At 38.8% G+C, this 13,302-nt stretch carries 10 protein-coding genes; all 10 read left to right on the top strand.

Annotation, left to right across the window (positions count from 1 at the left end; all coding sequences use genetic code 11):
- Nucleotides 1–26 precede the first annotated feature (26 nt).
- The 10 genes from IGJ20_RS08890 to IGJ20_RS08845 all read left to right on the top strand — a co-directional run bounded on the left by IGJ20_RS08890 (nucleotide 27) and on the right by IGJ20_RS08845 (nucleotide 13,277).
- The gene (locus tag IGJ20_RS08890) at nucleotides 27–773 is read left to right on the top strand and encodes a glycerophosphodiester phosphodiesterase (RefSeq protein WP_002415782.1); all 747 of its coding nucleotides are present in this window, start codon (nucleotides 27–29) and stop codon (nucleotides 771–773) included.
- The gene (gene miaA, locus IGJ20_RS08885) at nucleotides 774–1,703 is read left to right on the top strand and encodes a tRNA (adenosine(37)-N6)-dimethylallyltransferase MiaA (RefSeq protein WP_010709661.1); all 930 of its coding nucleotides are present in this window, start codon (nucleotides 774–776) and stop codon (nucleotides 1,701–1,703) included.
- A 3-nt stretch (nucleotides 1,704–1,706) separates the two neighbouring features.
- Nucleotides 1,707–2,948 (top strand): GTPase HflX, encoded by a 1,242-nt coding sequence (gene hflX / locus IGJ20_RS08880; protein WP_002379600.1) that lies wholly within the window; start codon nucleotides 1,707–1,709, stop codon nucleotides 2,946–2,948.
- A gap of 202 nt (nucleotides 2,949–3,150) precedes the next feature.
- A complete protein-coding gene (locus IGJ20_RS08875; RefSeq protein WP_002388239.1) occupies nucleotides 3,151–3,534 on the top strand; it encodes a MerR family transcriptional regulator in 384 nt (127 codons plus the stop codon).
- Nucleotides 3,535–3,576: 42 nt separating this feature from the next.
- Entirely contained in the window at nucleotides 3,577–4,917 is a 1,341-nt protein-coding gene (glnA, locus tag IGJ20_RS08870) for a type I glutamate--ammonia ligase (RefSeq protein ID WP_002356929.1), read from the top strand.
- A gap of 258 nt (nucleotides 4,918–5,175) precedes the next feature.
- Nucleotides 5,176–8,907, top strand: a complete 3,732-nt coding sequence (gene nifJ / locus IGJ20_RS08865; RefSeq protein ID WP_202522601.1) for a pyruvate:ferredoxin (flavodoxin) oxidoreductase — start codon at nucleotides 5,176–5,178, stop codon at nucleotides 8,905–8,907.
- 196 nt (nucleotides 8,908–9,103) lie between these two features.
- Nucleotides 9,104–9,988: a diadenylate cyclase CdaA gene (cdaA, locus tag IGJ20_RS08860; protein WP_002389035.1), complete on the top strand. Its 885-nt coding sequence runs from the start codon at nucleotides 9,104–9,106 to the stop codon at nucleotides 9,986–9,988.
- On the top strand, nucleotides 9,985–11,148 hold the full coding sequence (locus IGJ20_RS08855) for a CdaR family protein (RefSeq protein ID WP_002374494.1): 1,164 nt from the start codon (nucleotides 9,985–9,987) through the stop codon (nucleotides 11,146–11,148). The genes cdaA and IGJ20_RS08855 overlap by 4 nt, the downstream gene beginning before the upstream one ends.
- On the top strand, nucleotides 11,141–12,496 hold the full coding sequence (gene glmM, locus IGJ20_RS08850; protein WP_002356936.1) for a phosphoglucosamine mutase: 1,356 nt from the start codon (nucleotides 11,141–11,143) through the stop codon (nucleotides 12,494–12,496). Before IGJ20_RS08855 ends, glmM begins: the two co-directional genes overlap by 8 nt.
- 229 nt (nucleotides 12,497–12,725) lie before the next feature.
- Entirely contained in the window at nucleotides 12,726–13,277 is a 552-nt protein-coding gene (locus IGJ20_RS08845) for an ECF-type riboflavin transporter substrate-binding protein (RefSeq protein WP_002356937.1), read from the top strand.
- Nucleotides 13,278–13,302: the final 25 nt, after the last annotated feature.

The raw sequence follows: 13,302 nt of genomic DNA, 5'->3' as shown, positions 1-13,302 counted from the left end.
ACAATAAACAAGATTGGAGTGAGGGCATGACAGATATTATTGCACATCGAGGAAGTAAGGGCACCCATCCTGAAAATACGTGTATTGCTTTCAGAGAGGCTGTTCGTGTGGGTGCTGAAGGAATTGAATTAGACGTTCACCTATCTAAAGATGGTTATTTAATCGTTATGCATGATGAAACGGTGGATCGTACGACAGATGGTCATGGTGAAATCCAACAGTTAACATTAAACGAATTAAAACAACTAGACGCTGGAAGCTGGTTTCAGAAAAATCCTTCTGTTCAATGTGTTCCAACATTGGAAGATGTTTTAAAATGTCTTGAAGAAGAACAATTCAATGGTTTTTTGAATATTGAACTTAAAACGGATATTATCCATTATGAAGGAATTGAGAAAAAAGTCGTCCAACAAATGAATCAAAAAAACTGGCCGTTTCGTTATTTATATTCCAGTTTTTATTTTCCGAGTTTAGTTAAATTAAAAAAAGCTGATCCTAAGACAGAAATTGCCTTTATTTATGAATCTGCAGAGGATTTAAGTCAAGCGGGACCGGCATTCGCGCTTGTCGATAGTTTACATCCAAAAATGTCTTGGGTGTTGGCTCATGAAAAAGAACTTATCACAATTGGGAAACCGCTGCGGCCGTGGACTGTTAATCGGATGGAAGAAATGGAAAATTGTTTTCAGCTAAAATTGGCGGGTGTTCATACGGATTTTCCTGAAGAAGCAAAATTTGCTCGTCAAAATTGGCAAGAAGAAGGAGAAACATAATTGGAGAAAGTATTAGTTATTGTAGGACCCACTGCGGTGGGGAAAACAGCATTAAGTATTGCTTTAGCAAAAAAATTTAATGGTGAAATTATTAGCGGTGACTCCATGCAAGTTTATCGCTCGTTAGACATTGGCACCGCTAAAGTCACAGAAACAGAAAAAGAAGGAATTCCTCACTATTTAATTGATTGCCGTGAAGTCAGCGAAACATATTCTGCCGCTGATTTTCAGAAAGAGGGTCGTCAAAAAATCAAAGAAATTACTGAAAAAGGGAAACTACCAATTATCGTTGGAGGAACAGGTTTGTATATTCAATCACTCCTTTATGATTTTCAACTAGGAAGTCGTGAGATAGATGACTCGCCTGAAATTAGAGAAACGTACAATTTATTTGCGGAAGAAAAAGGGAATCAAGCCTTATGGCAGTTATTACAACAAAAGGATCCTCTAGCGGCTAACAGCATTCATTTTAATAATCGTAAAAAAGTGATTCGTGCGTTAGAGGTCTTTGATAAAACCGGTTATAGTATTTTGACCCCGAAGGAAAAACCAGCTCGTCTCTATGATTATTATTTATTAGGTTTGGAAACAGATCGCGCTTTATTGTATGAGCGTATTAATCAGCGGGTGGATCAAATGATGACAGAAGGGCTGTTGGAAGAAGCAAAACAGACGTTTCAGCAACCACATGCACAAGCAGCTCAAGGTATCGGCTATAAAGAATTTTTCCCGTATTTTTCTGGTGAACAATCATTAGAAATGGCGGTTGAAACAGTCAAACAGCAATCGCGGCGATATGCCAAACGTCAATTGACTTGGTTTAGAAATCGAATGGCTGCGCATTGGTGGGATTTGGTTCAGCAGCCAACAGATTTGCCCAAGTTGGAAAAAGAAGTAGCGGAATGGCTACAACAGAAGGAGAGTGAGTAGGCGATGACCACTCATGAAAAAGTTATTCTAGTAGGAGTTGAGACGGAAAAAAATTATCAGACGTTTTCTGCATCAATGGAAGAACTGGCGAATTTAACGGAAACCGCTAATGGAGAAGTGGTGTTTGTTTTAACGCAAAAACGACCACAAGTCGATCGACAAACCGTAATCGGTAAGGGGAAATTGGAAGAATTAATTCAATTAACTGATGCCTATGAAGCGGATCTTGTGATTTTTAATCATGAGCTCACACCGCGCCAAAATCAACTGTTATCTGAAGCGTTAGCTGTGCGAGTAATTGATCGTGTACAATTAATTTTGGATATCTTTGCTTTGCGTGCGCGCTCCAAAGAAGGAAAGTTACAAGTTGAATTAGCACAATTGGATTATTTATTGCCTCGCTTGGCTGGTCAAGGAAAACAGTTGTCCCGACTTGGAGGAGGTATTGGGACACGTGGGCCTGGTGAAACGAAATTAGAGTCGGACCGCCGACACATTCGGAATAAAATCTTAGGCATCCGTCGTGAGTTAAAAGAAGTCACTGCTCATCGTGAACGAAGCCGCCAGAAAAGACAAAATTCAGAACTATTTCAAATTGGCTTGATTGGTTATACCAATGCTGGCAAATCAACCATTCTCAACATGTTGACAACAGCAGGAACTTATTCAGAGGATCAATTGTTTGCAACGTTAGATCCTTTAACCAAAAAATGGCAATTGCCTCAAGGCATGGAAGTTACTCTGACCGATACGGTTGGCTTCATTCAAGATTTACCAACACAACTGATTGAAGCCTTTCAGTCGACATTGGAAGAAAGCCGGACGATGGATTTACTGCTCCATGTGGTGGATGCAAGTGCGCCAGATCGGTTACAACATGAACGCACAGTTCAAACATTGATGAAAGAACTAGCGTTGGAAAATATTCCGTGCTTGACGGTTTATAATAAAAGAGATCAAGTGGACAGCAAAGAATTTGTCCCAACCTTATTTCCCAATGTATTGATCTCAACTAAAATTTCTGAAGATAAAGAACGACTGGTTCAAGCTATCCGTGCCCAAATGATGGAATTACTCGAGCCTTATCAATTAGAAATTAGCCCAACTGACGGACAACTATTAAGTGAACTTCGCCGGATGACACTAATGATTTCAGAAGAATATGCTGAAAATGAAAATCGGTATATCGTGAAAGGCTTTGCGAAAAAAAAGTCTAAATGGTTGGCTGAATCCGAAAAAGAATAAAAAATGGTAAGTTGATTAGAAATGATTTGTAAAAACAAATCATTTCTATTTTTTTGATTAGTAGGAGAAAATCAGCCGTGAAAAGATGGAAAAGTCCATATTTATCAGGTTTTTTGTTTTATGTTAGAAAATCTAACATAAGTTCTTGACAATTTGTCATTCTATTGTTATTCTAAGAAATAACTAAGAGAGGAGGATGGAGATGAGAGAAAAAGAGTTACGCCGTTCCATGTCAGTTTTTCCAATTGGTACAGTTATGAAACTAACGGATTTGACCGCTCGACAAATTCGCTACTATGAAGAACAGGGATTGATTCATCCAGAACGTAGTGAGGGCAACCGACGCATGTATTCTTTAAATGATATTGATGTTTTGTTAGAAATTAAAGATTATTTATCTGATGGATTGAACATGGCAGGGATTAAGCGTGTGTATGAAATGAAATTAGAGGAACAAAAAAACACCGCCGAGGCAACTCGTCCATTAACCGATGCAGATGTTCGTCAGATTTTATACGACGAAATCCTTTCGCAAGGAGGACTTACTCAGCAAAATCCGTTCCAATCGAATGTACCAAGGCTTTAACGTTTCAGCAGCCAATAAAAATGAAGGATGGGGATCAGACCGATGACAAGAAAAGCCAAAACGGCAGAAGAGATTAAACATATTGCAGAAGAAGAAAACGTACGTTTTTTACGACTAATGTTTACCGACATTATGGGAACAATTAAAAATGTTGAAGTTCCTGTGAGTCAGCTAGATAAAGTATTAGATAATAAAATGATGTTTGATGGGTCATCCATTGAAGGATTCGTTCGTATCGAAGAAAGTGACATGTATTTATACCCTGATCTATCTACATGGATGATTTTTCCGTGGGAAAGCGACCATGGAAAAGTTGCGCGCTTAATTTGTGATATTTACAATCCTGATGGTACCCCTTTTGCCGGAGATCCCCGCGGTAATTTAAAACGCGCCTTAGCAGATATGAAAGAATTAGGCTTTACTTCTTTTAACTTAGGACCAGAACCAGAATTTTTCCTATTTAAATTAGATGAGAATGGTGAAATTACCACTGACTTGAATGATAAAGGTGGCTATTTTGATTTTGCGCCAACCGATTTAGGTGAAAATTGTCGCCGTGATATTGTTTTAGAGTTAGAAAGTTTAGGCTTTGAAGTGGAAGCTTCGCATCATGAAGTAGCACCTGGTCAACATGAAATTGACTTTAAATATGCTGATGTAGTTGATGCTTGTGACAATATTCAAACGTTTAAGTTAGTTGTGAAAACTATTGCACGCAAACATGGTTTGCATGCAACATTTATGCCAAAACCTTTGTTTGGAATTAATGGTTCTGGTATGCACTGCAATATGTCATTATTTAATGAAGAAGGTAATGTTTTTTATGACGAGTCAGGAGAGATGGGCTTAAGCCAAACTGCTTATCATTTCTTAGGTGGTTTATTAAAACATGCCCGTGCCTATACTGCGGTATGTAACCCAACAGTGAACTCTTATAAACGCTTGGTACCAGGTTATGAAGCACCTGTTTATGTAGCTTGGAGCGGCAGAAATCGTTCACCACTCATTCGAGTTCCTGAATCTCGTGGTTTATCGACTCGTTTAGAGTTACGTTCTGTCGATCCTTCAGCGAATCCGTATTTAACAATGGCAGTCTTATTACAAGCAGGTTTGGATGGTATTCGTAATGAACTTACGCCACCGCCAGCAGTTGATCGTAACATTTATGTGATGAATGAGGAAGAACGTCAACATGCACAAATTGAAGATTTGCCATCAACCTTACACAATGCCATCAAAGAATTACGTAAAGATCAAGTAATGATTGATGCATTAGGTCGTCACATTTTTGCCAATTTTGTAGAAGCAAAACGAATGGAATGGGCAGCCTTCCGTCAAACCGTTTCTGAATGGGAAAGAGAACAATATTTGGAGTTGTACTAAAAGTCGTTACTTTTAATAATCTTAATGTTTAGAAAGAGGAAGATAAGCCGAAACGCTTATCTTCCTCTTTCGTTCTTTAGTTTGTGAATGAATAGATAATTTCTGTTTCACAAAATAAAGTAATTTTAATTCAGTGAAATAGTTTGTTTATAGGGGATAAAGTGGTTTTTCTCTCAATTTCTCTTTTATTTTTAAGCAAAAAAATTGACAAAATCTTTCATAATTTGTGAAATTCCGCTATAATAAACAAGAATATGCGTGCAACTATTCTATTTTTTAGATATAAAGGATGAGAAAAACATGCGGAAAATGAAAACAATGGATGGGAATGCAGCAGCAGCTTATATTTCCTATGCTTTTACAGAATTAGCAGCCATTTATCCAATAACACCAAGTTCAACGATGGCTGAACTTGTTGATCAGTGGTCGGCCGAAGGTAAGAAAAATATCTTTGGTCAACCTGTGAAAGTAGTCGAAATGCAATCGGAAGCTGGTGCTGCCGGCGTGGTCCATGGCTCTTTAAAAACAGGCGCGCTTACCACGACCTATACGGCTTCACAAGGGTTACTTTTAATGATTCCTAATATGTACAAAATAGCTGGAGAACTATTACCATCTGTTTTTCATGTGGCGAGCCGAGCTTTAACCACGAATGCTTTAAATATTTTTGGTGATCAAGGAGACGTAATGGCCGCACGCCAAACAGGCTTTGCTATGTTGTCAGAAAGCAGTGTGCAAGAAGTGATGGATTTGGCACCAGTGGCTCACTTGGCTTCGATTGAAGCGAGTGTTCCATTTATGAACTTTTTTGATGGCTTTAGAACAAGTCATGAAATTCAAAAAGTGGCAGTTCTTGACTATGAAGAATTAGCACCCTTAGTAAACCAAGAGAAATTAGCCGAATTTCGTCGTCGGAGCATGAACCCGAATCACCCTTCCGTTAGTGGAATGAACCAAAATCCAGATATTCACTTTCAACAACGAGAAACAATTAATCCTTATTATGAAAAATTACCTGGTATTGTTCAAAAATATATGACAGAAATTAACCGGTTACGGGGAACCAATTATGATTTGGTGACGTATTATGGCGCGGAAGATGCAGAAGAAGTGATCGTTACAATGGGTTCAGTTGCGCAAACAATTGAACAGACTGTTAATTATTTACAAGAACAAGGAAGAAAAGTTGGCTTCCTTAATGTCCATCTTTATCGACCATTTCCAGTTGAAACATTTCTCGAAAAAATACCACAATCAGTTAAAGCAATTGCTGTTTTGGATCGGACGAAAGAGCCCGGTGCTGGTGGCGAACCGTTATTATTGGATGTCCAAAGTGCGATGTATGAAGCGGACATTCGCCCAACAATTATTGGTGGACGCTATGGTTTAGGTTCTAAAGATGTACTGCCAAATCAAATTGTTGCGGTTTTTGATGAATTAATAAAAGAACGTTCTGCCATGAAGAAGCGTTTTACAATTGGGATTGATGATGATTTAACTTATACTTCATTAGAAGTTGGCAAACCACTTGATTTGACGAATCCGAAAACCTATCAAGCTAAATTTTGGGGCTTTGGTTCTGATGGCACAGTAGGGGCGAACAAGTCAGCAATTAAGATTATCGGTGATCATACAGACAAGTATGCGCAAGGCTTTTTCTATTATGATTCAAAAAAATCAGGCGGGTTGACCGTTTCTCATTTACGTTTTGGCGAGACGCCTATTCGTTCAACGTACCTCATTGAACATTCTGATTTTGTGGCTTGTCATACAGCCGCTTATTTGCATACCTATGATTTAGTAAAAGGGTTAAAAAAGGGCGGGACTTTCCTCTTAAATACCATTTGGAATGATGAACAACTAGCACGATTTTTACCAAATCAATTAAAACGGTATCTAGCTGAAAATGAGATTCAGTTTTATACAATCAATGCAGTAAAATTAGCTAGTGAAGTCGGACTAGGCGGGCGAATTAATACCGCAATGGAAACAGCTTTCTTCAAATTAGCGGAAATTATGCCTTTTGAGCAAGTGTTGCCAATTTTAAAAGAAGAAGCACTGAAAAGTTATGGTCATAAGTCCATGAAAGTTGTCGAAAAAAATATTCAAGCAATCGATAAGACCGTTGAATTGTTGCATCAGGTACCTGTTCCAGCAGAGTGGAGAACGCTTGAAGTTCAACCGCGAAAACGTTCAGAAAATGTTAGTGATTTTGTTCATGAAATTGTTGAACCGATTAATCGTCAAGAAGGCAATGCGTTATCTGTTGCGACACTAGCGAAAAATGGGATGACAGATGGGCGGATGCCTTTGGGAACTGCGGCAGTTGAAAAACGTGGGGTTGCATTAGAAGTACCTGAGTGGATTAGCGATCGATGTACCATGTGTAATGAGTGTGCCTTTGTATGTCCCCATGCGGCGATACGACCATTCTTAGCCGATGAAGAAGAAATGACTGAAGCTCCAGAAGGATTCATTGTGCGTGATCTACGTGGTGCCGACGGCTTGAAGTATCGTATCCAAGTCTCAGTCAAAGATTGTACTGGCTGTGGTCTTTGTGTTGAAGCCTGTCCAGCTAAAGGGAAAGCTTTAGTAATGAAACCTTATGAAGAAGAAAAAGAGCAGGCTATGAACTGGGCGTTTGCTATGACGTTACGTCAAAAGGAAAACCCAGCAAAACCGAATACTGTTTTAGGTTCGCAATTTAATAAACCTTTATTAGAGTTTTCTGGTGCTTGTTCTGGTTGCGGCGAAACGCCTTATGTTAAATTATTGACGCAAATGTTTGGTGACCGAATGCTGATTGCTAATGCCACAGGTTGCTCATCGATTTGGGGTGCTGCAGCGGGTGTGACACCATACACCACTAATGAACAAGGACAAGGTCCAGCTTGGTCAAATTCTCTTTTAGAGGATAATGCCGAGTTTGGTTATGGCATGTTGTTAGCAACGCAAGCGCGTCGCGAACGTTTGGCTAGTAAAGTGACCAAAGCTTTTTCTGTAGCCAGTGATTCTTTACGTTTATTGATGGAAGATTGGATAGCACATCTGTCCGAAAGTGAAGGTACGCAACAACGTGCAGCTAAATTACGTGCAGCTTTGCTTGAAGAAAAAACGAATCAACCTTTATTGGAAGCAATTTATGACGATCAAGATCTTTTTGTTAAACCAAGTCAGTGGATGATTGGTGGGGACGGCTGGGCTTACGATATTGGCTATGGCGGTATTGACCACGTGTTAGCCAGTGGCGCTGATGTGAATATGTTAGTTCTAGATAATGAAGTCTATTCCAATACAGGTGGCCAAACTTCCAAAGCAACTCCTGCATCAGCGATTGCGAAATTTGCTGCCAGTGGGAAGTATGCCTCTAAAAAAGATTTAGGGATGATGGCAATGACTTATGAAAATGTCTATGTCGCTCAAATTGCCTCAGGTGCAAACCAAATGCAGACGATTAAAGCTTTTGAAGAAGCAGAAAAATTCCCTGGACCATCGATTATTATTGCTTATACACCATGTATTACACATGGTTTAGCAGGTGGGATGAGTCAAACGTTGAAAGAAGCGAAAGACGCGGTTCATTCAGGTTACTGGTCTTTATATCGCTATAATCCATTATTGCGAGAAAAAGGCAAAGAACCAATGACATTGGATTTCAAAAAACCAGATTTTTCATTAATGAAAGAGTTTATGCGCCAACAAGTTCGCTTTGCGTCCTTAGAATCTAGTCAACCAGATACAGCGGAGTTGTTATTTAATAAAACAATTAACGATGCTAAGAGACGGTTCTATAATTATGCTCGTTTAGCTGGTCAAGAAGAAAAAATTCGAGCAAAACTTGAAAAACAAAGTGAACCAGAAATAAATACGCCAGAGAACGAGAAGCCACGAGTGAAAAAAGAACGCGTAGTTGATCCGGAAGCGGAAGCAAGAAGGGCTGCCCGCCGCGCAGAACGAGCAGCCAAGAGAAAACAACGTGAGCAAGATTAAATAGAAGTCAAAAAAACGTGTCTGAGCTTTTTGCTTAGACACGTTTTTTAGTTAGAAATGCGATTTTTTGATGAAAAATTTCAGGTTATTTGAAAAAGTTCCTAAATTTTTTTGATGTTTCCGCTTGCGTTCTGTGATGAAAGAAAATAATGTGGTATACTTGTTAGGAAATCTTGAGAGAGAAGTGAGGGGTATGATGTCGTTTCAATTGAATCAATTATTAGATTTGAATTATTGGCAGCAAGTCATCTCAACGGATTTCTTATCTAAGGATTTTGTTATCAATATCATAGATATCCTAGTCGTATGGTACCTCGTTTACAAATTAATCATGCTTGTTCGTGGAACAAAAGCAGTTCAACTATTAAAAGGTGTCGCTGTTTTTATCATTATCCGCATTCTAAGTGAGATAATTGGTCTACATACATTATCTTGGTTAATGAATCAAGTCATCATGTATGGTGTAATCGCCGCGGTTGTTATTTTTCAACCAGAAGTGCGAAGAGGGCTGGAACATCTAGGGAGAAGTTCGTTTTTCCGCCCGAATAAAGGTGCGCAACAAGAAGATGAGCGTATTATTCAGGCCTTTGACAAAGCCATTCAGTACATGTCAAAACGGAAAATTGGTGCTTTGATAACCATTGAACGCAATACCGGTTTAGATGAATACATTGAGACAGGTATTGATTTGGATGCCGATATTACTGGTGAATTACTGATTAATATTTTCATTCCAAATACACCACTACATGATGGTGCGGTGATTATCAAAAATGAAAAAATTGCTGTTGCTAGTGCGTATTTACCGCTATCAGAAAGCAATTTAATTCCAAAAGAATTTGGAACGCGCCATAGAGCCGCAGTCGGTATCAGTGAAGTCAGTGACGCCATTACGATTGTTGTTTCTGAAGAAACTGGTGACGTTAGTTTGACGTTGAACAATGAATTAATTCCTGGACTAACGCAAGAAGAGTATTTAACAATTTTGCGTAAGGAGTTAATTTCGGAATCATCGGAAGATAAAAAAAGTGCTTTGCAGCATTTTATCGATGATGTAACAAAGGGGGTTAAACGCAAATGAGAAAAGCCTCCCAAAAAAGCTGGTTTAATGGTTTGCTTTCATTGCTGTTTGCATTGTTGTTATTTTTTAATGCCAATGCAACAGGCAATAATCCCTCCAATTCAGGTTCAAGCCAAACGTATAGTGAAACACTGAATAATATTCCTGTCCAAGTCCAATACGATAAAGACAAATATTATGTCTCTGGATTTGAAGAGAGTGTAAATGTTCATTTACGTAGTGCGAACCGCATTCAATTAAACATGGAATCAAATGCTGACACACGAAATTTCCAAGTGGTCGCAGACTTAACCAAATTGCCATTAGGGACTTCGGAAGTGCCTTTGACAGTTCGGGGACTAAGTTCAGCTGTTACAGCTGAAATTGAACCGAAAACAGTGACTGTAACGATTGAAAAGAGAGTAACAAAAAAATTCGATGTAGAAGCACAACTTTCTGATAACATTGAAAAAGAAGGCTACAAAGTAAAAAATATTTCTGTAGATCCAAAAACCGTAGAAGTAACAACTGGAGAAGAAACAGCGAAAGCAATTGACAAAGTGATTGCGCCAGTCTCAAGTGCCAAACAAACAATTGATACGATTAAACAAACGGTAAATGTCCAAGCGCTAGATGCCAAAGGTCAAGTCCTAAGTATCGAAAATCCAGCACCACAAGTCAAAGTAACAGTAGGCTTAACCGCGCCAACGAAAGATGTACCACTGAATGTTAGTATGACAGGTACGCCACCTGCTGGGATCGCTCATTACAATTATAGTTTATCAACGTACCAAGTTAGGGTCAGTGGCCCGCAATCAATTTTAGATACGCTAGAATCAATTGAAGTACCGGTAGATATTTCTGATATTCGCAAAGAAACAAAACAATCAGTGACTATTCCTGTTAATGGAGAATACGTAGTTACACCAGATGAGGTTGACGTTTCTTTGAGCCCCGTGTACAATCAACAACAGTCGTCAAATACAAATGAAACTTCAGGGGAACCTGCAAGTTCAACAACGGTTGGCTCAGGTAGCCAAGCAGTACAACCAAGTACATCCAGTCAAGTAGAATCAAATACTTCTGAAACAACAAGTGAGGGATCAACAGTAGAAAGTACAACTGCTGGTTCAACTGAAAATACAGAGAATCAAGTGACTAAGGAGAATCAAAATGGGTAAATATTTTGGAACAGATGGTGTAAGAGGAATTGCAAATAAGGAGTTAACACCTGAATTAGCTTTTAAATTAGGACGTTACGGTGGTTATGTGTTGAGTCAACATGAAGATAGTTCAAGAAAACCTCGTGTTCTCGTAGGCCGCGATACACGTATTTCAGGTGAGATGTTGGAACAAGCATTGATTGCTGGATTATTATCAGTCGGAATTGAAGTTTTCCAATTAGGGGTGATTTCAACACCTGGTGTAGCATATCTTACTCGTTTACAAAAAGCATCCGCTGGCGTAATGATTTCAGCTTCACATAATCCTGCGGAAGACAATGGGATTAAGTTTTTTGGGGCAGATGGCTTCAAATTAGTAGACGATCAGGAAGCAGAAATTGAAGCATTGTTAGACGCAGAAGAAGACACCTTACCAAGACCTTCTGCAGAAGGCTTAGGCTCATTAGATGAATTTCCAGAAGGCTTACTAAAATATTCGCAATTTTTAGTTCAAAGTATTCCTGGCGATTTAGCAGATATGACTGTTTGTTTAGATGCTGCCAACGGAGCAACTGCAACAGCAGTCAATCGTGTCTTCGCGGATTTAGAGACAGATTTCTATACAATGGGAACAAGTCCTAATGGATTGAATATCAATGATGGTGTGGGTTCCACTCATCCTGAAGCTTTGGCAGAAATGGTTGTTGAAAAAGGCGCAGATGCTGGTTTGGCTTTCGATGGCGACGGTGATAGAATTATTGCAGTCGATGAATTAGGACGAATTATCGATGGTGATAAAATCATGTATATTTGTGCCAAATATTTAGCTGAGAAAAAACGTTTGAAAAAAGATACAATCGTTACAACGGTGATGAGTAATCTAGGCTTCCATAAAGCTGTAGAAGAAATTGGCTTAAAAGATGTGGTAACGCAAGTGGGTGATCGCTATGTTGTAGAAGAAATGCGTAAAAATGATTACAATTTTGGTGGCGAACAATCTGGTCACATGATCTTTTTAGATTACAACACAACAGGTGATGGCATGCTTTCAGGGATTCAATTGTTGAATGTTATGAAGCAAACGGGCAAAAAATTATCTGAATTAGCGGATGAAGTGACGATTTATCCACAAAAATTAGTCAATATTCGTGTCACAGATAAAAATGGTGCAATGGAAGTTCCGGCAATCAAAGCAGTTGTCGAACAAGCAGAAGCAGAAATGAATGGCGAAGGTCGTATTTTAGTTCGTCCTTCTGGAACAGAACCATTGTTACGTGTGATGGCCGAAGCGCCAACACAAGAAAAAGTTGATTATTACGTTGATAAAATTGCTGAAGTAGTACGTGCAGAAATCGGCGTTGAATAAGAACAAATTAGAAACCAGACACTTAATGCTAGCTTGCGTTAAGTGTCTGGTTTCTTTGTTGGAAATCAAAAAAAGAAAATAGCTAATAAGCTCCGTCTATCATTGACATAGAGCGGTTAAAAGGGTACTATTTTAGAAGTAAGATGCACCGCGTATCTTCTTTTTTTATTTGATAAAATCAAGAAGGGAGCGGCTGTAAATCAATGGAGTTATAGAATGGAGGAGCGAAATGAAAGAAAAAATGTCTGTCAAGACAATTGTAGCAATTGGAATTGGCTCTGCAGTTTTTGTTATTTTAGGTCGATTCGTTGTAATTCCAACTGGGATTCCTAATACGAACTTAGAAACGTCGTATCCATTTCTTGCTTTAATGTCAGTTGTTTTTGGACCAGTAGCTGGAGGGCTAATTGGTTTGATCGGTCACACGTTAAAAGATTTTACCACGTATGGTAGCGCTTGGTGGAGCTGGATTATTTGTTCAGGAATTATTGGTATTATTTTTGGCTTCGCTGGTCGTAAAATGGATCTTCAACATGGTGAATTTACAACAAATGACATGGTGCGTTTCAATATCTTCCAAGCCTTTGGCAATATCGTCGTTTGGGGCTTAATCGCGCCTAGTTTGGATATTTTGATTTATAGTGAACCCGCAAGTAAAGTATTTACACAAGGCGTATTCGCGACTGTTTCAAATATTGTCGCTGTGGGGATTATTGGAACATTGTTGATGAAAGCTTATGCATCAACAAGAACAAAGAAAGGCAGTTTATCAAAAGATTAAGAAACTGTCGAAATAATTTAAATGG

Origin of the sequence: Enterococcus sp. DIV0294 (genome assembly GCF_050558155.1) — a bacterium.
Taxonomy (GTDB): domain Bacteria; phylum Bacillota; class Bacilli; order Lactobacillales; family Enterococcaceae; genus Enterococcus; species Enterococcus faecalis.
The sequence above is the reverse complement of the archived record's forward strand: the minus strand, read 5'-3'. Positions and strand labels throughout refer to the sequence as shown.

Excerpts from the sequence above, each read along its gene's own strand:
- IGJ20_RS08890 (WP_002415782.1), top strand. The coding sequence starts at position 27 with ATGACAGATATTATTGCACATCGAGGAAGTAAGGGCACCCATCCTGAA.
- hflX (WP_002379600.1), top strand. The coding sequence starts at position 1,707 with ATGACCACTCATGAAAAAGTTATTCTAGTAGGAGTTGAGACGGAAAAA.
- IGJ20_RS08875 (WP_002388239.1), top strand. The coding sequence starts at position 3,151 with ATGAGAGAAAAAGAGTTACGCCGTTCCATGTCAGTTTTTCCAATTGGT.
- glnA (WP_002356929.1), top strand. The coding sequence starts at position 3,577 with ATGACAAGAAAAGCCAAAACGGCAGAAGAGATTAAACATATTGCAGAA.
- cdaA (WP_002389035.1), top strand. The coding sequence starts at position 9,104 with ATGTCGTTTCAATTGAATCAATTATTAGATTTGAATTATTGGCAGCAA.
- IGJ20_RS08855 (WP_002374494.1), top strand. The coding sequence starts at position 9,985 with ATGAGAAAAGCCTCCCAAAAAAGCTGGTTTAATGGTTTGCTTTCATTG.
- glmM (WP_002356936.1), top strand. The coding sequence starts at position 11,141 with ATGGGTAAATATTTTGGAACAGATGGTGTAAGAGGAATTGCAAATAAG.
- IGJ20_RS08845 (WP_002356937.1), top strand. The coding sequence starts at position 12,726 with ATGAAAGAAAAAATGTCTGTCAAGACAATTGTAGCAATTGGAATTGGC.